Annotated in this window: 20 protein-coding genes; 16 read left to right on the top strand and 4 right to left on the bottom strand. The window is 50.5% G+C overall.

From position 1 onward, the window contains the following. Positions 1–2: 2 nt before the first annotated feature. The 4 genes from rfbD to rfbB are packed head-to-tail and all read right to left on the bottom strand — an operon-like array spanning position 3 to position 3412. A complete protein-coding gene (gene rfbD / locus SD69_RS15550; protein WP_041523937.1) occupies positions 3–884 on the bottom strand; it encodes a dTDP-4-dehydrorhamnose reductase in 882 nt (293 codons plus the stop codon). Then, on the bottom strand, positions 871–1467 hold the full coding sequence (rfbC, locus tag SD69_RS15545; RefSeq protein WP_041523936.1) for a dTDP-4-dehydrorhamnose 3,5-epimerase: 597 nt from the start codon (positions 1465–1467) through the stop codon (positions 871–873). The genes rfbD and rfbC overlap by 14 nt, the downstream gene beginning before the upstream one ends. Beyond that, positions 1464–2348, bottom strand: a complete 885-nt coding sequence (rfbA, locus tag SD69_RS15540; protein ID WP_041523935.1) for a glucose-1-phosphate thymidylyltransferase RfbA — start codon at positions 2346–2348, stop codon at positions 1464–1466. Before rfbA ends, rfbC begins: the two co-directional genes overlap by 4 nt. After that, positions 2345–3412 (bottom strand): dTDP-glucose 4,6-dehydratase, encoded by a 1068-nt coding sequence (gene rfbB / locus SD69_RS15535; protein ID WP_041523934.1) that lies wholly within the window; start codon positions 3410–3412, stop codon positions 2345–2347. The genes rfbA and rfbB overlap by 4 nt, the downstream gene beginning before the upstream one ends. A gap of 202 nt (positions 3413–3614) precedes the next feature. Between rfbB and SD69_RS15530 the strand changes: the two genes are divergently transcribed. From SD69_RS15530 to SD69_RS15455, 16 genes are all read left to right on the top strand, one after another. Then, on the top strand, positions 3615–4628 hold the full coding sequence (locus tag SD69_RS15530; RefSeq protein WP_198144113.1) for a hypothetical protein: 1014 nt from the start codon (positions 3615–3617) through the stop codon (positions 4626–4628). A gap of 114 nt (positions 4629–4742) precedes the next feature. Continuing rightward, positions 4743–5354 carry an anthranilate synthase component II gene (locus SD69_RS15525; protein ID WP_041523933.1) on the top strand — a complete coding sequence of 204 codons (612 nt, stop codon included), beginning with the start codon at positions 4743–4745 and terminating at the stop codon, positions 5352–5354. Positions 5355–5367: 13 nt separating this feature from the next. Then, positions 5368–6399 carry an anthranilate phosphoribosyltransferase gene (gene trpD / locus SD69_RS15520; protein ID WP_041523932.1) on the top strand — a complete coding sequence of 344 codons (1032 nt, stop codon included), beginning with the start codon at positions 5368–5370 and terminating at the stop codon, positions 6397–6399. A 23-nt stretch (positions 6400–6422) separates the two neighbouring features. Continuing rightward, on the top strand, positions 6423–7235 hold the full coding sequence (trpC, locus tag SD69_RS15515; RefSeq protein WP_041523931.1) for an indole-3-glycerol phosphate synthase TrpC: 813 nt from the start codon (positions 6423–6425) through the stop codon (positions 7233–7235). Between the two features lie 602 nt (positions 7236–7837). Beyond that, positions 7838–9148, top strand: a complete 1311-nt coding sequence (locus SD69_RS15510; RefSeq protein ID WP_041523930.1) for a nucleotide sugar dehydrogenase — start codon at positions 7838–7840, stop codon at positions 9146–9148. A gap of 95 nt (positions 9149–9243) precedes the next feature. Continuing rightward, the gene (locus SD69_RS15505; protein ID WP_052481231.1) at positions 9244–10731 is read left to right on the top strand and encodes a mannose-1-phosphate guanylyltransferase/mannose-6-phosphate isomerase; all 1488 of its coding nucleotides are present in this window, start codon (positions 9244–9246) and stop codon (positions 10729–10731) included. 5 nt (positions 10732–10736) lie between these two features. Continuing rightward, positions 10737–12260, top strand: coding sequence for a glycosyltransferase (locus tag SD69_RS15500; protein ID WP_084591693.1), 1524 nt, complete (start codon positions 10737–10739; stop codon positions 12258–12260). Positions 12261–12270: 10 nt separating this feature from the next. Then, on the top strand, positions 12271–13425 hold the full coding sequence (locus SD69_RS15495; RefSeq protein WP_041523929.1) for a PilZ domain-containing protein: 1155 nt from the start codon (positions 12271–12273) through the stop codon (positions 13423–13425). Between the two features lie 19 nt (positions 13426–13444). Next, entirely contained in the window at positions 13445–14779 is a 1335-nt protein-coding gene (locus SD69_RS15490; RefSeq protein WP_041523928.1) for an SEL1-like repeat protein, read from the top strand. Beyond that, positions 14776–16137 (top strand): alginate export family protein, encoded by a 1362-nt coding sequence (locus SD69_RS15485; RefSeq protein ID WP_041523927.1) that lies wholly within the window; start codon positions 14776–14778, stop codon positions 16135–16137. The genes SD69_RS15490 and SD69_RS15485 overlap by 4 nt, the downstream gene beginning before the upstream one ends. 17 nt (positions 16138–16154) lie before the next feature. Continuing rightward, the gene (locus SD69_RS15480) at positions 16155–17576 is read left to right on the top strand and encodes an MBOAT family O-acyltransferase (RefSeq protein ID WP_041523926.1); all 1422 of its coding nucleotides are present in this window, start codon (positions 16155–16157) and stop codon (positions 17574–17576) included. Between the two features lie 8 nt (positions 17577–17584). Further along, positions 17585–18697: an alginate O-acetyltransferase AlgX-related protein gene (locus SD69_RS15475; RefSeq protein WP_041523925.1), complete on the top strand. Its 1113-nt coding sequence runs from the start codon at positions 17585–17587 to the stop codon at positions 18695–18697. 60 nt (positions 18698–18757) lie between these two features. Continuing rightward, positions 18758–19414: an alginate O-acetyltransferase AlgF gene (locus tag SD69_RS15470; protein ID WP_041523924.1), complete on the top strand. Its 657-nt coding sequence runs from the start codon at positions 18758–18760 to the stop codon at positions 19412–19414. Positions 19415–19473: 59 nt separating this feature from the next. After that, positions 19474–20853 carry an alginate O-acetyltransferase AlgX-related protein gene (locus SD69_RS15465; protein ID WP_041524916.1) on the top strand — a complete coding sequence of 460 codons (1380 nt, stop codon included), beginning with the start codon at positions 19474–19476 and terminating at the stop codon, positions 20851–20853. Positions 20854–20867: 14 nt separating this feature from the next. Next, positions 20868–21992, top strand: coding sequence for an alginate lyase family protein (locus tag SD69_RS15460; protein ID WP_232301223.1), 1125 nt, complete (start codon positions 20868–20870; stop codon positions 21990–21992). Next, positions 21989–23545, top strand: a complete 1557-nt coding sequence (locus SD69_RS15455) for a right-handed parallel beta-helix repeat-containing protein (protein ID WP_041523922.1) — start codon at positions 21989–21991, stop codon at positions 23543–23545. Before SD69_RS15460 ends, SD69_RS15455 begins: the two co-directional genes overlap by 4 nt. Positions 23546–23605: the final 60 nt, after the last annotated feature.

Here is a 23605-nt window from a genome sequence, read left to right as displayed (position 1 = left end):
AACTACTCCGAAAACTCCGGCAGTGCGTGCTGTAGCGAGGTAAACCAGTGTGGAATGGCAAGGCCAAAATCGCTTTTGATTTTGTCTTTCCACAACAGGCTCATGTGGGGGCGTCGCGCGGGGGTTGGGTACTGCTCGGTTAAAATGGGGCTAAGCACACATTCAAGTGAACGCAGCTGCATAATGCTGTAGGCAAAGTCGTACCAACTGCATACGCCATCGTTGCTGTAGTGATACACCTCGGCCTGCTTGTCGGCGAGTTTGTCGCTAAGGCATATGTGAATTAGCGCTTGAGCCAGATCCCGCGCCCAGGTGGGACTGCCGATTTGATCGCTGACCACATTTAAACTGTCGCGCTCTCGCCCTAAGCGGCTCATGGTCGAGACAAAATTATTGCCAAACGCTGAGTACACCCAGCTGGTGCGCACAATAATCCCCCGAGCGCCGCTGGCTGTAAACGCTTGCTCGCCGGCGAGCTTGCTGCTGCCGTACACGCTTTGCGGGTCGGTAGCGTCGGTTTCGCTATAGGGGCGGCACTGTTCGCCGTTAAACACATAGTCAGTGGAGATGTGAATGAGGCTGGCGCCACACTGTTTAGCGCTTTGCGCGAGCCGGGCAACGGCTTGGTGGTTGATAACGTCCGCAAGCGTTGCCTCAGACTCGGCTCTATCAACAGCGGTGTAGGCAGCGCAGTTAATGATAATGTCGGGGCGTTGTTCGGCTACGAAGGGCTCGATGGCTTCCAGGTTGGTTAAATCCAGTGCGGAGCGATCGGCAAATTGCCAGTTAATGGCGTCGGTTTGCGCCGCCAGAAACACCAGCTCGCGCCCGAGCTGGCCGTTGGCGCCAGTTACTAAAACGGTTAATGGCTTACTGCTGGGCATAATAGTTTTTACCGTACTCGAATAATGTATCGGGGGCGGTTTGTTGCCGTGTCAGCAAGGTTGGCAACTCGGCGTCTTTACCCGAGGTGCTGATGGCCGAGGCATCGAGTTGCCAATCGATACCGAGGGCGGCATCGTTATAGTGGATGCCGCAGTCGTGCTCGGGGGCGTAACCATTGTCTACCTTGTAGGCAAAAATCGCCTGTTCACTCAGTACGATAAAACCGTGCGCAAAGCCACGGGGTACAAACAGCTGGCGTTTGTTATCGCCACTTAAATGGGCTTTTACGTGCTGGCCAAAGGTGGGGCTACCCAAGCGAATGTCGACCGCGACGTCGATGACTTCACCGCTGATCACCCGCACTAATTTGCTTTGCGCGTAAGGTGGCAACTGGTAGTGCAAACCGCGCAGTACGCCGCGCGAAGACAGCGATTCGTTATCCTGGGTGAAATTGATGGCGTGCCCCAGAGTTTCTTCTAAACGGTCCTGACGGAAGGATTCAAAAAAATAGCCGCGCTCATCCCCGTGTACCGAAGGCTCGATTAAAATCACATCTGCAATCATTTGGCGTGTGAGCTTCATGAAGGGGTCTCCTCGGCGATACGGGTGAGTAAGTATTGGCCGTATTGGTTTTTGGCTAACGGTGCGGCTAAATCGCGCAAATCTTGCTGGCTAATGTAGCCCAGCTCGTAGGCGATCTCTTCGATACACGCTACTTTCAAGCCCTGACGCTTTTCGATGGTCTCGATAAACTGAGCAGCCTCCAGCAGGCTCTCGTGAGTACCGGTGTCCAGCCAGGCGTAACCGCGCCCCATCAGCTCTACCTTCAGGCGGCTCTCGTCCAGATACATTTGGTTGATGCTGGTAATTTCCAGTTCACCGCGCTCGGAGGGCTCGACCGCTTTGGCTTTGGCGATAACGTCGTTGGGGTAAAAATACAAACCGGTAACCGCAAAGTTGGATTTGGGCTTGGCGGGCTTCTCTTCGATGCTTACCGCATTGCCGTTTGCATCAAAATCCACCACCCCGTAACGCTCTGGGTCGTGTACATGGTAGCCAAACACGGTGGCGCGGTCGTTATCGGCGTTGGCCGCGGCGTGGGTTAAGGTTTCACTTAGGTGGTGGCCGTAATAAATGTTATCGCCCAGTACCAAACATACCGAGTCGTCGCCGATAAACTCTTCACCCAAAATAAACGCTTGGGCCAAACCGTCCGGAGACGGCTGTGCGACATACTCAAAGGTTAGGCCAAGGTTAGAGCCATCACCCAGTAAACGCTGAAAGCTGGATTGATCTTCCGGGGTGGTAATAATCAAAATCTCTCGGATGCCCGCTAGCATTAAGATTGATAACGGGTAATAAATCATCGGCTTGTCATACACCGGAATCAGCTGTTTCGAGACGCCTTGAGTGATAGGGTATAAACGCGTGCCGCTGCCGCCGGCTAAAACTATCCCTTTCATGATTCAACTCCTATGCGTTCTAGTTGGTAGGCGCCACTTAGCACATTTTGCCACCAAGATTCGTTATTCAGGTACCAGAGTACGGTTTTACGCAGGCCTGTGCTAAAGGTTTCCTCTGGAGTCCAGTCGAGCTCGCGGGCGATTTTGCTGGCGTCGATGGCGTAGCGTACATCGTGGCCCGGGCGGTCTTTAACAAAGGTAATTAAATCTTCAAAGCGCTTCACGTCGCTCGGTTTTTTGTCCGCAGCCAGTTCTTCTAATAGCTCACATAAAAGCTTAACCACATCAATATTGCGCACCTCGTTGTGGCCGCCGATATTGTAGGTTTCGCCCACTTTGCCTTGCGTAATCACCCGCACCAACGCCCGGGCGTGGTCTTCTACATACAGCCAGTCGCGAATTTGGTTGCCGTCGCCGTATACCGGTAAAGGCTTGCCCGCCAAGGCATTGAGAATCATGTGGGGGATCAGCTTTTCGGGAAAGTGGCAGGGACCATAGTTGTTTGAGCAGTTAGTGACTAGCACTGGCAAGCCGTAGGTGCGTTGCCAGGCGCGGGCTAAGTGGTCCGAGCTGGCTTTACTGGCGGAGTAGGGCGAGCTGGGTGCGTAGGAGGTGGTCTCGGTAAAAAGGTCGGTGGTGCCTTCTAGGTCACCATACACTTCGTCGGTGGAGACATGATGGAAGCGAAAGCCTGCCTTTTTATCCTCTGCGAGGTCATTCCAGTAGCGGCGCGCCTGCTCCAGCAGGTTAAAGGTGCCCATAATATTGGTTTGCATGAATTCGCCGGCGTGATCGATGGAGCGATCCACATGGCTCTCGGCCGCCAAATGCATAATGGCGTCGGGCTGGTATTTGCGAAACACGTCGGCAATAGCGCTGGCGTCGCAAATATCTTGTTGCACAAACTGGTAGCGGCTGCTGCTCTCTACCTCAGCCAGTGAGGCGAGGTTGCCGGCGTAGGTCAGTTTGTCTAGGTTGATCACCTCGTGAGAAGTGTCGTTAATGAGGTGGCGAATCACTGCGGAGCCAATAAAGCCGGCCCCTCCGGTAACTATAATCTTCATGCGTGTATTCAGTCGCTCGCTGCGGGTGGATTGACGGTTAGATCCGGCTAACCGAGCGCTATGATAACGCAAGCGATAGGGGGGGAGTAGTTAAAAAGCTTGCGCTGTGGCGCAAAAAACGCTATCGCGGTTGCGTGTTTGTAGCGCTCTGGCTAAGGTGCTCGCTGGCGTTTTAAAGACAGGGAATCAAAGGGAGTGTCTTATGTGGGATTTTGATTTAACTCGTGCGATATCGCGAATGGGCCGCACATCCCCGTTTATCTTGCTGCGCTTGCTGGTGTATGTGGGTATTGCTCTGGGTTACATTCTGGTGACGGGTATCGGCGCCGCAATCGGTTACGGCGTTACCTCAATAGGTGACGGAGATGGCGGGGGCGCCGCTATCGGTGGCTTATTGGGGTTTGGGCTGGTCAGTGGGGTGCTGTACTGGGCCCGCGAATACTTACTTTATCTAATTAAAGCCGGTCATATCGCCGTGTTGGTGGAGCTGCTACAGGGGCAGGCGTTGCCGGCCGGGCGCAGCCAAATCGAACACGGTCAGCAGGTGGTCAAAGCGCGTTTTAAAGAAGCGTCTATCTTGTTTGGGGTCGACCAGCTGATTAAAGGCATTTTGCGTATGCTTAATCGCATGGTGATGTCGATTTCGCGCATTATCCCCATTCCAGGGCTCGAGAAGGTGGCCGGGGCTGTTAATGCGGTGATTAACACCTCGTTAACCTATGTTGATGAAGTCATGTTGGCTTACAACATCAAAACCGGCAGCGATAACCCCTGGCAATCGAGTAAAGATGCACTGATTTTGTACGCACAAAACTATCAGGCGCTATTGAAAAACGCCGTGTTTTTAATGGTGTTTATGTACGCCTCGGCGTTTGTGATCTTTTTGTTGATTCTACTGCCCGTGGCCGCCATTGCGGCATTATTACCGGGGTCTGTAGGCGTCTGGACGTTTGTGAGCGCAGCTTTATTGGCCTGGAGCTTAAAGGCAGCACTGCTAGAGCCGCTGGCCGTTACCGCTATGATGGATGTTTACTTCAAAACCATCGAGGGGCAGACGCCTAACCCCGAGTGGGACGAGAAGCTCAGCCGTGCCTCGGATAAGTTTCGTGAGTTGTCACAAAAAGCTACCGGCTATGTGAGCGAAAGTGTTAGCACCGCAGGTAATTCACCAGATGCCAAACCAGATGTAGCCACCCCGCCTAACAGCACCTCGTAATGGCGCTAGGTTCGGGCGTGCGAGAGCCCGCCGCCTGAACCTATTGATATTCTCAGGCCATCAGCCTAGCATTCAGCGCACTTTTAGAGCTATTTGCGGCGGTATAGCGGCGTTATGTTATTGATGATCGATAATTACGACTCATTTACCTACAATCTTGTGCATTATTTTGAGGATTTAGGCTGTGATGTGCAGGTGGTACGCAATGACGCTATTTCGCTGGCCGAGATAGAAGCCCTGGCGCCTTCGCATATCGTCATTTCGCCGGGGCCGGGCCGCCCGGAGGATGCCGGTATCTCTATGTCCGTAATCGCGGCGTTTTCTGGTAAAATCCCGATTCTTGGTGTGTGTTTGGGGCATCAGTGCATCGCCCGCACACTGGGCGCGCGCGTGTTACACGCCGAGCGTGTTATGCACGGTAAGACCGCTATGGTGGCTCATACCGGAGCGGGGGTGTTTGCGAGTCTCGCCAACCCTCTGGAGGTAACCCGTTACCACTCTTTGGTGGTAGACCCGCAAGATCTGCCCGCGCAGTTGCAGGTGACCGCCTGGACGGAGGGCACCGATGCACCCGATAAAACCCTCGAAATTATGGGGTTACAAGACCACAGCGGTGCTTTACAGGGGGTGCAGTTTCACCCCGAATCGGTAAAGACTCAACAAGGGCACCAATTGCTACAAGCCTTTATTAACCGCTCGATCAGTACGGGCGCTGCGCAGCAATAATGAGGAGATAAAAGTGAATATTAAAACCGCGTTGGCGCGAGTGGTGGATCAGATTGATCTGAGCACCGAAGAGATGACCGTCGTCATGCGTGAGGTGATGACGGGCGCTGCCACTGATGCGCAAATCGGTGCCTTGTTAATGGGGCTGCGCATGAAGGGCGAGACCATCGATGAAATCACCGGCGCCGCCTCCGTGATGCGTGAGCTGGCATCGGGCGTTGAGATCGATGCTGAAAACCTGGTGGACACCTGCGGCACCGGCGGCGATGGCGCTAATTTATTTAATGTTTCAACGGCCAGTGCCTTTGTGGTGGCCGCGGCCGGTGGGCACGTAGCCAAACACGGCAACCGCTCGGTTTCTAGCTCGACCGGCAGTGCCGATGTGCTTGAAGCGGCGGGTATCAACCTGAATTTAACCCCCGAGCAGGTCGCGTTATGTGTGACTGAGTTGGGGGTGGGCTTTATGTTTGCACCGGCGCATCACAGTGCCATGAAGCACGCCATTGGCCCGCGTAAAGAGCTGGGCCTGAGAACCATTTTTAACATGCTCGGGCCCATGACCAACCCCGCCGGGGTAAAGCGTCAGGTGATTGGGGTTTTCAGTGATAAGCTGTGCCGCCCCATGGCCGAGGTGTTGCAGCGCCTGGGTAGCGAGCACGTTATGGTGGTACACGCCGCCGACGGCTTGGATGAGATTAGCCTGGCTCGCGAAACCCACGTGGCCGAACTAAAAGATGGCGCTATTAGCGAGTACCGCATTAAGCCCGAAGATTTTGGTATTGCGAGCCAAAGCTTGATTGGCCTAACCGTTGACGATGCGGCCCAATCATTGGCGCTGATTAACGCGGCGCTTGGCAATGAGCACAGCGAGCTTGCCCATAAAGCATCCGATGTTATTGCCTTAAACGCCGGTGCGGCTATTTATGTGAGCGGTATTGCCGACACCTTAGAAGAGGGGGTCGCGCGCGCGCAAGACGCGTTGGGTTCGGGTCTCGCGGGCGAGAAAGTGCGTGAATTAGCGGCCTTTACCGAGTGCTTTAAGTAAAACAATCGACAGGAATTTTGGCGATGAGTGATACGCCCACCGTATTAAAAAAGATTATCTCCCGTAAGTGGGAAGAAATTACTGAGCGCAAGGCCCAGATAAGTGTTGCGCAGCTTGAGCAGCAAGCACAACAGGCTGACACCCCCCGGGGGTTTGTTCAGGCGCTCGAGCGTAAAGTCGCCGCGGGCGAGCCTGGCGTGATTGCCGAAATTAAAAAAGCCTCCCCCAGTAAAGGGGTGATTCGCGAACACTTTGTTCCCGCGGAGTTGGCGCGTAGCTATGAGCAAGGCGGCGCGGCCTGCTTATCGGTGTTGACCGATGTGGACTTTTTTCAAGGCAGTGACGAGTATTTACGTCAGGCGCGCGCGGCGGTATCGCTGCCGGTGATTCGCAAAGACTTTATCGTCGATGAGTATCAGGTACTCGAGGCGCGTGCCATGGGCGCCGATTGCGTGCTGTTAATCGTGTCCGCACTGAGTTTTGATCGGTTACAGCAGCTAAACGACTTTGCTCTAGGTTTCGGTTTAGATGTTTTGGTTGAGGTGCACGACGCTGCCGAGCTGGAGCAGGCAATGGTACTTCCCAATCGATTGATTGGTATAAACAATCGCAATCTGCATACATTTGACGTAAGTTTGCAGACAACGTACGAGCTTTTGTCGCGTATCGGTGATGACCGTCTAGTGGTAACCGAAAGCGGTATTTTGGCGCCTATTGATGTCGCGGAGATGCGAAAGCATAGCGTCAACGCATTTTTGGTGGGTGAAGCTTTTATGCGTCAACCAGACCCAGGTGTGGCATTGGCTGAATTCTTTGCTCCGGTCGATGCAGGCTAACGCCAACCAGCCCTTCCTCTCACACATTGTATAAAGCAGTCGGCGCTCCGCGGGCTGCTCTGACAAGTCTTATCTCCTCGATTATTGCGGCAAATTACTAACCTAGTACCCAACTTTCTGATGTTGGCGCGCGCTACGCGTAGATGTTTGACGTTTTTTTGACTGGCTAATACGTGTTGAAACTGTCTCAAAAGTAAGCGAATCAGGCGCTTATGTCGCATATTTCTTCCTTGGTTTCTCTTTTATTCCAAAAAAATATATTTTTAAGTTTATATATATAAAAAAAATTGTAATAATGACGTAATCGTGACGCCTTAAGATCATTTTAAAGTGTTAAGTGCGACACCGACAAAAAATTGTTGATGTTGTACGGATTTCGTGCAAAATGAGATGGAGTAAGTCTGAAAAAGACTCTCACCCTCCCAATAATTTCTAAATTTTCAGCCCCGCAGTGCGGTGACGGATATGGGCCTTTCGCGGCTGATGGCGTCGTTCGCTCTGTTGTGGTTCCACTGGATTAGTTAAATCGCCCGGTAAACGGGGGAGGCGAGAATTGCCTGCCGATTCGCGCTGTACAGCTTTAAGCAACGAAAGGACATGTTATGAAAATCAGTATTTTGGGTTTGGGTTATGTTGGGGCAGTTTGCGCGGCGTGTTTGTCAAAGCGCGGTCACCACGTCGTCGGTGGTGACGTTTCACAGCTGAAAGTTGATTTAATTAACAGTGGTCGGTCTCCTATTGTGGAGCCTGGGCTGGAAGAGCTTATCTCTGAGGGGGTCGCGAAAGGCAGTATCAGTGCAACAACCGACACAGCGGTGGCCGTCCAATCTACGGACCTGACCATGATTTGTGTCGGTACTCCGAGTAAACGAAACGGTGATCTGGATCTAACCTACGTGCGGGCGGTATGTCGCGATGTAGGCGAGGCGATTAAAAGTAAAACCACTCGCCATACCGTTGTTGTGCGCAGTACCGTGCTGCCGGGCACGCTAACCACAGTCGTTATTCCTGCACTGGAAGAAGCTTCTGGCCTGAAGGCAGGCAAAGACTTTGGCGTTGCGATGAACCCGGAGTTTCTGCGCGAATCAACCGCCATTGCTGATTATGACAGCCCTCCCATGACCGTGATTGGCGAGCTGGACGAAGCGTCTGGTGATCCGTTAGCGGAAATCTACGCTGAGCTGGATGCGCCGATTATCCGTAAGCCTATCGCCGTCGCTGAGATGATCAAGTACACCTGCAACGTCTGGCACGCTACCAAAGTGGCCTTTGCCAACGAGATTGGCAATATCTCGAAAGCGGTTGGCATTGATGGCCGTGAGGTGATGGACGTAATTTGCCAAGACACGACTTTGAATATCTCGCGCTATTACATGCGCCCGGGTTTTGCTTTTGGAGGTTCGTGTCTGCCTAAGGACGTTCGCGCTCTGAATTACCGCGCTCGTCAGCTGGACTTAGATCAGCCGTTGTTGAGTTCGCTCATGAGCAGTAATGCGCAACAGGTCCAGTATGCTTACGAGCGTATCGCTGGGTACGGTAAGCGTAAAATCTCCATTTTGGGTCTTAGCTTCAAATCTGGCACTGATGATTTGCGTGAGAGCCCGTTGGTGGAGCTTGCTGAGCGCCTGATTGGTAAAGGGTATGAGCTTAAGATCTTTGATGAAAACGTAAAGTACGCGAGTATTCACGGCTCAAACCGTGAGTATATCGAGGCGCGTATTCCACACGTGTCATCTTTGTTGGAAGACAGTCGCGACAGCGTCATTGCGCACGGTGACGTCATCATCCTGGGTAACGGTGAGCCAAGTTTTGGCGATTTGATTGACAACCCTGTGGAAGGCAAGCAAGTGTTTGACTTGGTGGGCTTTATGAAACATGGCACGCGTGAATCATTAGAAGGCGTTTGTTGGTAGTTCTGGCGTGATGTGAGTCGTGCGTGCCGGGGTAATGGTGCGCAAAACATTGGGTGAAATTTCGACTGGTGTCGTAATTCAATAGGAGTTTAAGGATGATCCCCGTCATTATCTCAGGTGGCAGCGGCCAGCGTTTATGGCCGTTATCTCGCGAAGGGTTCCCGAAGCAATTTCATCGTCTGGCGTCTGAAAATTCGATGTTTCAAGATACCGTGCTGCGCCTTAGCGCCGAGCAGTACAGTCGCCCCATTGTTGTCTGCAACGAAAGCCACCGCTTTATCATTCGCGAGCAGCTCGCTGGCATGGCCATGGCTGCTGAGGCGATTTTGCTCGAACCCTGTGCTCGTAACACCGCGCCGGCCATTACCTTGGCGGCTATGCAGGTGATCGCGAGAGGTTGTGATGAGGTAATGCTTGTGTCTCCTGCTGATCACCTGGTGCGTGATCGTGAGGCGTTTGATCGCACTATTGCTGTAGCTAAGGTACAGGCTGAGCAGGGAAACATTGTTTTACTGGGGGTGGAGCCTACGCACCCAGAAACAGGTTTTGGTTATATTCAGGCTGAGCGCAGCGATCGACCGCTTCAGGTACCTGCAGCCTACGCGGTTAAATCTTTTAAAGAAAAACCAGATTTTGAAACCGCTGAACGTTGGTTGGCTTCAGGCGAATACCTTTGGAATGCCGGTGTATTTGTGTTTCGCGCGAGCGTTTATCTTGAGCAGATTCGACATTTCGCGCCTGAGGTGTACGCAGCTTGTGAGAAATCTCTTAAAAATGCAGAGCACGACTTTGAGTTTGTTCGCGTAGCACCAGAAAGCTTTATTAAATCTCCATCAATATCGATCGATCATGCGGTCATGGAAAAAACCAACTTGGCTAAAGTGGTGACGGTCGCCAGTGACTGGAATGACATAGGCTCTTGGTCCGCGCTATGGAAGGCTGGGGAACAGGATAGTAACTGCAACGTTGTTAGTGGCGATGCGATGCTACATAACACCAAAAACTGTCTTGTTTACAGTCAGTCACGATTGGTGGCCACGGTTGGCTTAGAAGATTTGGTCGTAGTCGACACCCCTGATGCGGTCTTGGTTATGAATCGAGATCAGGCGCAAGACGTGAAAGAAATCGTTACCAAGTTAAAGCAGAAACTGCGCCCAGAAACACTCAATCACCGGGAGGTGTTTCGTCCGTGGGGGAGTTTTGACTCGATCGACTCGGGTGATCGTTTTGAAGTTAAAAATGTGGTGGTTAAGCCGGGTGAGAAGATATCCAAGCAACGGCACAATCACAGGGCGGAGCATTGGGTGGTCGTTTCAGGCACAGCTGAAGTTACTTGTGATGATAAGGTCTTCCTGCTGACGGAAAATGAATCAACATACATTCCGATCGGTGCGGTTCACCAGCTAGCCAATCCAGGTTTAATCCCATTGGTAGTGATTGAGATTCGTTCGGGTAGCTATTTAGGGGACGATGATATTCATCGCATTGAAGAGGCCGTGTTTGATATCGCAGTGGGTATCGAACGGGACTCTCGTCAGGTACGAAGTGATGTTGCTGATAAAGAAAAGCGGGTTGCGTCGTGAGTGAGATGGTCGGCGAATATCAGCACAAAAAGCCATTAACTGCTGCCGAGTTTATGGGGTGGATGTTGCTTTTTGGTGCTATTGCCTTGATGAGCAGCGCGGTAGACCCAAAATATATCGATCCACATCACAAGCAGTTTATCTTCCTGTTAGGGGTGATAGGAATGTGGCGATATAGCAACGCTTTGATGCACTTTGGTCGCGGAATGTACTTTTTGTATTGGCGTTTTCCTCGTATGCGTGCGGCGGCCGACAAAATGGCAGAAGACTCCTTGCCGAGCGAGCTGTTTATGGTTGTCACCAGCTTTCGTATCCCAACGCATACGACTTACCAAGTGTACCGTTCCGTGTTTCAAGAGGCGGAGCGGGTTGGTGTGCCTGTTACGATAATCGTATCAATTGTCGAAAAGTCAGATGAGATTTTAATCAAAGAAATCCTCCGCCGAGAAACGCGTAATCCCGAGCGAGTAAAGTTGATTGTTATTCGCGCGCGAGGCACGGGTAAACGAGATGGTTTGGCTCATGCGTTTCGCGCTTTGTCTCGGCAGATGCCGAATGACGATGCTGTGGTTGGCGTCGTAGACGGCGATACGCAGTTGCTACCTGGATGCGTGGCGAACGCCGTTAAGTTTTTTCCGTACTTACCTACGGTCGGTGGTATTACAACCAACGAGTATTGCGTCGTCGAGGGTAGTGAGACCATGCGCCAGTGGCATGCTCTGAGGTTTGCCCAGCGCCATGTCAATATGTGTTCTATGGCGCTGTCTAAGCGCGTGCTTACCATGACGGGTCGGTTATCATTTTTTCGCTGTAAAGTATTAATTGATCCAGATTTTATTCGAGACGTTGAATCCGATTACCTTGAACACTGGCGCTTGGGCCGGTTTCAGTTTTTGACCGGGGACGATAAGTCTTCATGGTTTAGTCTTATGCGATCGGGTTGGGATACTTTTTATGTTCCCGACAGTAATACACTAACGGTAGAGCATCCGCCTGAGAAAAACTTCTTTAAGGCGACCCGTCAGCTCATGTTTCGTTGGTACGGAAACTCACTGCGGCAAAATCTACGCACCACTAAGTTACTAGGGGTTCGTCGACTTGGATTGTTTACCTCCTATGTACTTTATGATCAGCGCGTTTCGATGTGGACCTGCCTTCTTGGTTTGGTCGCCTCTGTGATCGCATCGGTTCTGTTTGGGGCGCAATATTTGTTGTTGTATGTGTTGTGGGTGCTTATCTCTCGAACGCTGGCAACATTAGCTTATGGTTTCTCGGGGCACGCGATTAACCCGATGTACCCCATGGTTCTCTACTACAACCAAGTGGCGGGTTCCGTCATGAAAGCTTACGCGCTGTTTCATATGAATCAGCAGAGCTGGACGCGTCAAAAAACCACATTAGAAAAGTCAGGCAGTAACATCGATGCTCAGATCAACATGATTTCATCAAAGATCATGCTGTTTTCTTCGGCATCTATTTTCTTCGGCGCCGTATCGGTGTTGATATATCTTTCACAGGGAGCGTATTGAGGAAACCCTTATGAACACTATAGCTCATCCAAGTCAGCAACCTAAGGTAGCGCCTAAAGTCGTTCATGAGGCAATTGATGAACGTCAGAATGTGCGTGCACGTTTTCCGGCTAAGGTTATGCTGATCGGAAGTGGAAGCGTTATTGAGTGCAAAGTGCATGACTTATCCCTCGGTGGAATGGGTGTTCTCAGTGACGATCCTGTCTTTGAGGGGCAGTTGTTCAAGGCGCAGCTAATTATCGGTATGGCAAATGCCACGCTTAACCTTGACGTTGACGTCAAAGTTGTGAAAAAGCGTGGAGAAATAATCGGGTTGTCTTTTCTCGATCTGGCGCCTACTAAGCGCGACATTATTCGTCACGTGATGGCCTCATATTTAGCGGGTGATATCGTCGAAGTCGATGGCTTACTGACGGTGATGCAGCGTGAAAACTATATTAAACAGCGTAAAGTCAAAGCAGATAACACCCGTAACTGGAAGTCGCGCGCGAAGGCCATCATGGGTACGTCTGTCTACTTGTTGGTTGGGTTGGCTATTATGACGCTTTTAGTATACAAATTGTATTTGTACTTCTTTCAGGTTCAGACGTCGCAAGCGTTTGTAGACTCCAATGCCTATCGTGTCAGCATGCCTGAAAATGGTTATGTGACTTACATGCTCCCTGCGGGAACGACGAGTGTGGCAAAAGGTGATCCTATTGCGACTGTCTCGGCTCAGTTAGCGGCGAGTTTTACAACTCCCGCCGATATTCAGGCGCTTTCTGATCTGAGCGATGCCGAAGTCTCCACCTTACTGGGGCGCAGTTTAATCGAAACCGTGGTTAGCAGCCCTTGCGATTGTGATGTGGTCTATCAAGGTGGCACAGATGATCGCTACGCCTATAAAGGCGACGAGCTCGTTCACCTAATTCCTCGCTCAGATCCGTTATTTGTTCGCGCTAGTGTTCCGTATCAGGCCGCACAAAGTGTAGAGCAGTCGTCGCGTATTTCCATTCACATCTACGGAGAGGCTGATTCTTACCAAGGTGAAATTGTGTCTACTCGGTACAACACCGAAGAGCAATCACTTGATTTGGTGTTAAAGACAGAGCGCGCTATTGCGATGACGGATTACATGAAGCCGGCTACCGTAGAGATCTATCGCGATCTGCCTTTCAGTCGGTAATTGCTTGGGGATAACGGGGATGTATAAGGGATTTGCATGGGCGATATTGTTGTTTTTGTCGATGAGCAGCAATGCAAACGTCGCCTACCAGCAGGGTGTGGAGAATGTACTTTACCAGCTATACCTCGATCCCGATGCTGAGGTAGACGACGAGCTCGAGCTGTTGGCGCAGCGCGGAAGTCGATCGGCTGCATTGTTGCTAGCGCAGCGATGGTCACGTTCGTCGAACTTTTCTCAGCTGGCCGATTCGGTAAAGTGGTATGTAAAAGCATTTGACGCCGGCAGAGGCGACGTAGCGGCTTTGGCGGGGCTCGCTCAGGTGGGTAATCAGGTTCCCTACTTTCACGATCGTGTGGGGCATATTCTGCGTGCTGCACAAGCTCAATACGCTGTTGATCTGTCGCCACAAACAGTGAGGAGCACGCTGGATATATATTTAATGTATCCCGAGCTTTTTTCATCGTCTGACGTTGATCGCCTGTTGTCGTTGCACCGACGCGGCTGCGTAGAGAATTGTTTTTATGCTACTTATGAGGCGCAGCAATTATTGCTCGCCGGAAAGCAAAGCGATGCGGTTTCACTGTTCGAAAGTGCGATGGAGTCGGATCCTCGTGTGGTGGCTTTGTTGGCATCAATGTGGGGTGAATCTGGGCGTGACAAATTGGTGGAGCTGGCGGAAAAAAACGTTGAGCGGATTGACGATTACTCACCCGATTCAGTAGAGGCGCTAGCGCTTGAGGTGAGCAGCTCCAGTACGGACAAAGATGCGGTGATTTTGCGCTGGGTTGATGCGGCGATCGATACCGGATCCCACTACAGTTTAATGGCAAAAGCTGAATACATGATGGAACGTCCGCAAACGTACGATTATCCGCCCGCACTTGAGATAATTGAGAAAGTCCAGCTCGAGAGTGAAAGCGATGCGCTGTATCTCGCTTCCCAGGCGCATTTGATCTACCAGTGGCGAATCTTAAACCCGGCCCGCGCGGAGCAAGAGCTAGATCTTCTGGCTGCCACCAAACCAGTGCAGGCGCAATTTGCTAAAGCTCAACTTTATTCCATGGGCGGGTTGGATGAGCCAAACCCTGATCGTGCTATCGCGATCTATCAGCAGTTAATTACACAGCGAAATATTCAGGCGTTTTATCGTCTTGCGACTTTATATAACGGTGCACCTGCGGTCGTGCGCGATAAGGCTCAGGCATTCGGCTACGCAAGTGTAGCCAGTGAATTGGGTGATAAACAGGCGAGTTATATGGTGCAACGTTTAAATCAAGAGCTTACCGGCATCGAGCGGGCGGAAGCTGTTCAGCTGCGTAACAGGCTGATGGCTGAGATGGAGTTGACCCTATGAGTTATGGGCGTGTGCTACTGACGCTGATATTGGTTTCGCCTATGCTCGTATGTGCGCAAGAGGTCGAACTATTACAAAGTGAGCAAGGTAGCGGTTTGGGGTTGCATCACAAGCTAACAGCACAAGTGGGCTATGGGCCAGGTGTTAATCCGATTGGCGGTGACGAGACTGATTTTAGTGTACTGCGCTACGCACCTGCACTAAGTTGGTTTGGCTCCGATCAAACCTGGCCAGAGTGGGAGGTTTACAGTCGTATCTGGCTTAGTTACAGCAGTAACGGCGCCTCCAACCCGGTGTTTGAGGGAGAGCAGTCAACCCCAGAGGGTGAAAGTGCTGAGTGGCGCGATTTTTATGTGCGCCGCAACCGTTTATTTGGTCAACAAGGGCTTACGCTCACACTAGGACGCCAGCGCTTCTCGAGTGAACTGGGACTGTGGTGGGACACGAGTATCGAGTCGATGAACCTAAGCTGGCAGGGCGAAAAGGGCCAGGGGTTTGTCGCTTTCGGCTCTCGATTTGATACTTACAACACGGAGCTTAAAGAACTTGACCCTCGTGAGGAGTCCATTGTCTACCTGCTGAGCGAATACGCTTACGAATTCTCCGCTCTGCAGAAAGTTGGCGTTAGATTTATGGTCGAAAATGACGAGTCTGATCCGTGGCAAGAAGACGACCGATTTGATATTGACGCCTACCGTGCAGGGCTTTTTCTGAGTGGTCGGGATTTGCTAAATAGCGTGATTAGCGACTATCACCTAGAGTTTGTCGGGCTTGCCGGCGATGTTAGTGAGCTGGCTCCTAGTGGTGACAATGAAAATTACGATATGAATGGTTGGGCATTTGCGGGTGAAGTCGGTAAGGACTTTCGTACCGTCGCCTGGAGCCCTCGTGTTGCTTTTCGTGTAGGAGCAACCGATAAATCAACAGGTGAGGGAGATGGGTTTTACCTTAATGCAATCCAAACTGATCGAATAAATGTTGAAGGCACTTACAGCTCCGCAATGACCGGCTCATTCGTGGCACTCACAATGAGCAATGCGCTTTTCTATGGCGTGCGCTTAGAGCTTGAGCCAAGAGTACGGCAGCGGTTAGATGTGATGGTTTCTGATGTTTACTGTCACTCACGTGACGGCCAGTTGCCTATTACTCGCACAAGGACGACAGATTCATGCGACGAGCGAAGCGTCGGCCAGATGGTCGACTTAAATTATGTGTGGGATATGTACCCCACAGTGGTGAGTGCTCGCCGTCTAGATTGGCGTGTAATGTTTAATTTGGGATATTTCAATGCTGGTAGCGCCATTAAGCCTCGAGACTCGGAAGGCCAGGTGTTATTGAGTACTGAGATCAGTTTTTAGGCAGGAGGAACCTCGCCATGATTTTCACCTCAAATATCTTTTTATTTTTGTACTTGCCGTTGTACTTGGCATGTTACTACTTAGCTCGGCCGCAATGGCGATCGGCTATCATCGTAGCGGGTAGCTATTTGTTTTACGCGTGGTGGCGCCCGGATTTTCTATTTCTATTTGTAGCTGTCACATATTGGAACTATTTTTTTGGCGATCTTATAAACAAACATCGTGACAGCGATAAGAAAAAAGCTTTTCGAATCCTGTGTGTAGGTGTTTCAGGTAATCTGGCGGCTTTGGGCTATTTTAAATACGCCAATTTTGGTGCGGACGTGTTGGGAGCGGCGCTTGAGAGCTTTGGTTTAAACACCTTTACTTTAGAGCATATCATTCTTCCTCTGGGTATTTCATTCTACATATTCCAGGCGATTAGCTACATTGTCGACATTTATCGAAAAGAAGCAGAAAAAGCAAACAACTTTATAGATTTTGCGGCATTTGTTGCTTTGTTTCCGCAGCTCATTGCCGGGCCAATTCTGCACTACCGGGATGTCGACAAGCAATTGAAGAAACGCAACCACTCTTGGGATTTATTCTCTCTCGGTGTGTGCCGGTTCATGCTCGGTTTTATCAAAAAAGTACTTATTGCTGATTCACTTGCGCCTATAAGTGAACAGTTTTTGAGTAACCCGGACGTGCAAATGGCAGATGCTTGGTTTGGTTCTGCGGTATCTTTGATTCAGCTATATTTTGACTTCTCAGGCTATAGCGATATGGCCATTGGTCTCGGCATGATGATGGGCTTTAAGTTCACCGAGAACTTTAATCAACCATTTTTGGCGAAGAGTTTATCTGAATTTTGGCGTAGATGGCATTTAACCTTGGCCAACTTTCTTATGCACTATGTGTATCGGCCTCTCGTCAGAACGGTTAAGTTGAGCCCCGACGTCGCCTTGTTTTGTACGATGATCTTGTCCGGCATATGGCACGGCGCAAGCGTGTCTTTTGTGTGCTTCGGCCTGTCGTTTGCCATTCTAATGGTGTTGGAGCGTCGGTTTAATCTTGTTACTTCGCCATCGTCACCTTACAACGCAATTCGCAATATTATTACGGTAATATTTTTGTTGATGATTATGCCGTTCTTTACGACTGGCAGCCTTAGTCATTCACTGGCAATTTACCGCGGAATGTCGGGTTTAGATGGGGTCGGCTCGTTAAACGCTTACGTTATTGGCACATCATCAATGGCCATGATGTTTGTCGCCTGTTCCGTGATTTGGTTGGTAATTGCCGGTTGGATTAACGTGCGGTTTGCGCGTACTAAGGGTGCTTATCTTATGCAAAACGTAGCCGGTTGGCAGGCCGTCTTGTTGTGGCTAGGTTTTGCATTGGCTGTATCTAAATTGGCCGCCAACTCCTTTTCTCCTTTTTTGTACTTTCAGTTTTAGGAGTCGCTATGTATCCGGTAATGAAAAATGCAAGTCGTTGGAACGGGTACCTGTTTTGCGGTCTATTGGTCGTCATGATGGTTTACTCGATTCCACAGTTAGTAACATTTGCTTCCACCGAGGAGGAGACGCTTAGCCTGTACCTTGATGGCCAGCTGTCGCGAAAGTTTGAGCAACGGTTTGACGGTGACCTGCCATTCAAGACGAAGTCGATTAGCTTTTGGTCGGATATTCGTTACGTTTTATTTAATGAGGGCGAGAGTGGGGTGGTCGTCGGTCGCGATGACTGGCTTTATTCGAATGAGGAGCTTCTGATACCTAATAAGCTCGATGAGGTCCTAAGCGGTCATTTGGCGAAAATTAAATCGATCAATGATGAACTGAAGCTTGCGGGGCGAGACTTAATTATCGTCCCAGTTCCGCTAAAGGCGGCAATATACCCCGAGCACTTGAAGAGACCACTTGATGCGCGGCTATCCGGTTTGTATCAAAAATTCTTGGATGATCTAAAGAATTCAAATATCAAAGCGGTTCCGCTAGATTTGACGTTCAATGACTACAAGGCTAAAAATAAATCTGGTGCGCCCCTGTATCTCGCTCGTGATACTCACTGGTCGCCTGCGGGAGCAAATTTGGCGGCGCAAGCAGTTGCACAGATGTTTCCCGATTTGGTAGAGGGCAAGCGGTACCAATCGGCTACCCATGATACGACGGATTACCAGGGCGATCTGACTAACTTTGTACTGGCTGGTAATTGGCTGGCTGGGAGTATTCGAGCACCAGAAGTAGTCCCGGTTTATGAGACTGTACCTATCGTTGACGAAAACTCACCCGATGCATTGTTCGGTGATGTTGAGCAGTCTATCGACTTAGTCGGCACCAGTTACAGCGAGATTGAAGCCTGGAATTTCCGCGGTTTTTTGCAACAGTCGTTAGCACGTGATGTGACGTCTTTTTCGCTAAAGGAGAAAGGCCCTTTCGTATCGATGAGTGAATATATGGAATCCGAATTATCGGCTTCGGATAGCGCATCGGTGATATGGGAGTTCCCGGTGCGAGTGTTGTTAATGCCTGATGAGAGAGTTGAGTCTTGGCAGGAAGCACTGAAAAACCAATTTTAGTTCGAGCGCCTGGCCGATCCAAAAAAATAGTTTTACTGTTCAATTTATGAGGGATGTGTGATGAAAAATATGATGAACAAGCTGTTTATGCCATTAATTGTTGGCGTGGTAGCCCTGTCAGCTCTGCAGCACCACGCGGTGGCTGACGAGAATGCGGCCTTGTATGGTGATGCGATACCAGAAGACGCCGCTTTTGTGCGGATCGCTAACGTTTCTGATCAGCCTGCGACGTTCATTGTGGACGGGAAGACGCAGTCTGTCGGCGGTCGACAAATGGGGGGGTACTTGATTCTGAAAGAAGGTGATTACCCTGTTGAGGTTAATGGTCTTAAAGAATCTCTGATGCTTAAGCCGAAATCTGGCATTACCTTAAGCTACGACGGAAAGTCGCTGGTGCCTTTGGTGGATGCTTTGCCAGAAGACACACGAAAGTCTCAGGTAATGTTTTACAATTTTTCACAGCAACCGCTTGCGTTAAAAACCGGTGACGGAAAATACGTTATCATCGATGCGGTTGCCCCGGGTCAGTCAGGTGTACGTGCAGTCAACGAGGTGAAAATGCCATTTTCGGCTTATGCTGGTGATCAACCCGTTGCAAACTATGAGCCTATATTGTTGCGTAAAGGGCAAACTTACAGTTATGTGATTATGCAAGGCGACGCGGGTGAATTAACCGCTCAGGCAAAAGCGAACACTGTCGATGTATCCGTTAATTAATGATGCTGGCTCTAAAGAGGTGGTACGCACCGGCATTACGGCAAACCGTTTTTAAGCAAATGACGATACTTTTGCGCCTAAAGGCCGTAGCAGCGCTGATATTGGTCGCGACTACAGCGTCTGCTCGCTCGGAGTCTTTATTGTGCCCCGAATTGCAGCTGGATGAGACCTACGCCGAAGGCTCGATGAAGGCAATGAGCAAGGTGGTTGTCGGTAAAGGTAGTTGGCTGTTTCGTTCAGATTTTGACCTCGCCAATAGTTTTGGTATGCCGGAGCCTTATCCCGCAGAGTTTGCTCGCCTTGTTGAGCGTCTAAATCAACAAGGGATCGCGCTGGTTATGGCTGTTCAGCCAACTCGTGGCCTTATGCACAAGGATAAGGTTCGCGTCGATGAGCCGTACGGTTTTGACCCTGTATTAGCTCGGCAAAACATGCAAAATTATCTTATCCAATTAAGCCAGGCGGGAGCTGTAGTGCCCAATGTCATGACGCTAGTCGATGAGCCGCCTGAAGAGGAGTACTTCTTTCGTCGAGATCATCACTGGACGCCCGCCGGAGCGCGAGAGACAGCAAAGATCGTCGCTGAGCTGGTGCGTAAACAACCATGGTACGAGGATTTACCGCAGCGCTCCTATGTTACAGAGACAGGGTTGATCTTGCCTAAAGACGGTACGATGAACACTGCCCTTAAGTATGTGTGCGGCAACAACTTTGGCATTCAGTATGTGCAAGGGTATCAGACCGCGCCTGCCGACCTTGATGGTGCCGATGCACTTTTTGGTAACACAGAAGTACCTCAACTCATATTAGTGGGAACCAGTAACTCTGCAGTGCGCGAAGATGAACGGAAAAACTATAATTTTCAGGGCTTCTTGCAGGACTATATTGGTGCTGAAATACTAAATTATGCCTTGCAAGGCTCGGGTCAGGATGGCTCATTGATTCAGTACCTGCAATCGCCTGATTACGACCCCGATAACCCACCAAAGGCTATTATTTGGGAGCTGCCGGTGAGTTATGCGTTGGATGATCCGTTAATATATCGCCAATTGATACCCGCGGTTGACGGTGCCTGTGACAAAGCTGATGCGGTATTGCAGCAGCAGGCCAGTTTTTCTGCGATGCAACCAGAACAGCGGTATGAAGTGTTAAGCAATACTGCTGGTGACTGGCGAGACCTACGCGGGCAAGCCGGTTACTTGGATTTGCGGGTTTCTGACTCATCTCTTAAAGAGTTTTACGTCATTACTTACTATGACAACGGTGAGCGCGATAAAGTATGGTTTCGGCGTCCGGCCATTGTCGATGGAGGGCAGTATTACCTCGAGTTGTCGCGCGACCCAGACTTAGCTGGTGCCAATATTCTCAGTGTCTTTATTGAGCCTACCCAGTCGATCGAAACACAAATCGATGTCGAGGTCGCCCTATGCACTGGCTGAGCTCAAAAACTATCATGAGCAAATTATTTTTATTCGCACTGCTTAGCGGCGCATACAGTGATAATTCGTGGGCGGGTGATAGCGGCCCGATGCCGCCGCAAAAAATCGACGATAGCTGCCCCAAGCCTATCGTCGAGCCTTATGCCGGCCCGTTGCAAATTGAGAGTAAGTACGTTCAGTCAGATAACAACAAAGCCACGCTTAAGGCGTCGTTGAGCGATAATTCAAAGGCCGTTAAAACACAGATCGAAAAGTTCAGTAAGCAACTCGTTGTTTTTTCCGATTATTATGTGCGTGAATCTGCAGCTAAAGCCGGATTGGCGCTCGATTGTGTGCATGCCGCGTTGGGCTCATGGGCGGAGGCCGGAGCGCTGCTGAGCAAAGATGCCAGTAAAACGGGTGTGGCGGTACGTAAATGGACGTTGGCGTCAATCTCTATGGTCACCTATAAGCTAAAGGCCCTGAGTGGGGGGGAGTTTCAGCTTACAGAAGCAGAAAATGATTGGCTAATTGCGCTGGCAGATCGGGTTTCCGACGATTATAGAGCAAGGCTCGACCCTAACTTTAAGTATTTTAATAATCACGATTATTGGGCGGCGTGGGCTTTGCTAAGCACCTCGATGGCGACAGAAAGTAACCGTCATGTCGATTATTCGTACGCTGTTTTAGCTCGTGCACTGAGGCAGGTGGAGTTTTCGGCTGATGGTAAGTATGGCTGGCTGCCGAACGAAATAGGGCGCTCGCAACTCGCGTTAAATTACATGCATTATGCGCTTAATCCACTGGTTATGTTGGCATATTACGCTGATGATACAGAGCATTTGTTAACCCCAAAAGACGAGGAGACACTTGCGGCGATGGTACGTTTTGTGAGCGCCGCAGAGTTGTCAGCTAAAAAAGTTAGCGACACTTTCACTGCTAAACAGGACCCTGTTCCAGCTTATAAGCTCGCCTGGCTAATTCCGTATCTTCATCAACATCCTTCTGATGAAGCAGCGCGAGCCCTCTTTAATGCACGTGATGGTAAGGTCGATGGCTACAGCCAACTAGGCGGCTTAATAGCACCTTTGTTTTCAGTGCTTGTTAGCGCTACGGGCCAGCCGAAAATTGTGGCTGTAAAACAGGGAGTAGCTCAATGACGACCAAGCTAGTTAACCGCGACCGCCTAAGGATGTTTGTGACACAAATACTAAATGTTTTCACTAAGCGGTGTTGCTTGTCTTTGTTGTTGGCTTGGCCGGCTGCGGTACTGGCCGAATCAGCCGGGCATGTAATCGATTCGCAAGCGCTTAGCCGTTCTGTACAGGCCTCGATTGATAAACCGCTTTGTTGCGAGTTCGACTTTGCGTCGGCTATTGGCAGTGATCAAAACGGGACATTTTCGATAGACCCGATGTATGCCTCAGAGCGAGGTAGCTGGCCGTTTGAGCCATTTGCCAACAATGGCTTGTTCTCGGTTATTGCCGGCTATCAACAACATCACCCGCGGGCTCTGAGCTTAACCGAAGGGCACTACACACTGAGTGAGCTGGCAAAGGCAGTCAATAATGAAACCATATTGCGCGCCCATAAAGATGGCTTTCTACTTAGCTACCCATTGCAAATACTGCCTGGCGCGAGTTTGTCGGTAGAGAATACGACTCTGTACTTGGCTGCTTACAGTGGTACGGCTTTAATTAATCGTGGAGATTTTCAGCTCAATTCGTCACGTTTAACGGTTTGGCAGGGCGATCGAGCTCCAAGCTCGGTGCCAAACTATCGACCATTCTTGGTTGCATGGGCCGGTAGCCGTACCTGGCTGCTGGATTCTCATCTCGACCGCTTGGGTTATAACGCGAACTTGAGTCGTGGCGTGACCGTAACAAGAAGCAAAGATCAGTCAACAGCGGACGCAGCTCCACAACTTTTGGTGCGCAGCAGCCGGTTTTCGGATATGACCAGCGCGATTGATCTTAATGGGGCCGATGCATTGATTCAGCAGGCTGAGTTTGATAATAATCGGCATTACGGTGTAGACGCCGCCGATAGTCGTGTTGCTATTAATGCTAGTCAGTTTAATACGGCCTCAGTAAACAGTTTAATCCGGGTTACCGGATCCAGTGATATGTTTATCTCTAGTTGCCGTCTTGATCGTGCGGCAAAGCATGGTGTCGAGTGGTTATCTTCGACAGGGAGTTTAGTGGTGCGCGATAGTGTAATCGCTGGCGCGGCAGGGCACGCCATTACAGTGGCGGAGAGTGAGCCTGGTAAATCTGGGGCGCTAGTGTTGCAGGGTAATATTCTTGCACGCAACGGCAAAAGTGGCCTTAATCTTGAAAACTTCACTTCGGCGGTGTTACGAGATAACACCTTCAGCGGTAACGACGACTACGCGATCAGCTATCGCAATGAGCAAGACGCCCCCGAAAGTGAGCTGCTTTTGCAGAACAATCGTTTTGTGCAGAGCGCACAGCCGGCACTGCGCACACAAAATGTTGCGCGCTTGGCGTTGTTAAATAACCAGTTCTCTTTGGGACCTGTGAATCAAAAACTCGTGGCGGGKGATTTAGAGCCCTATCAGAGTCGTATTGCCCAAGAGATTTTTAAGTATCGCTGTTATACCGAAGTGGTTCGCTCAGTGAGCGGGTCTGGCTTAACGGTACTGAGTGATCGCACCGGCGATAGTCAACAGTGTGCTCATCCCACAAGCTAATAAGCCTCTTAGGGTTAACGCTCGGTAAAATGCGCCTTAGTGTGCTTCGGCCTTAAGGCG

This window comes from Gilvimarinus agarilyticus (genome assembly GCF_000832015.1).
Lineage (GTDB): Bacteria > Pseudomonadota > Gammaproteobacteria > Pseudomonadales > Cellvibrionaceae > Gilvimarinus > Gilvimarinus agarilyticus.
Note: the sequence above shows the minus strand (reverse complement) of the source record. Positions and strands in the feature narration are given on the sequence as shown.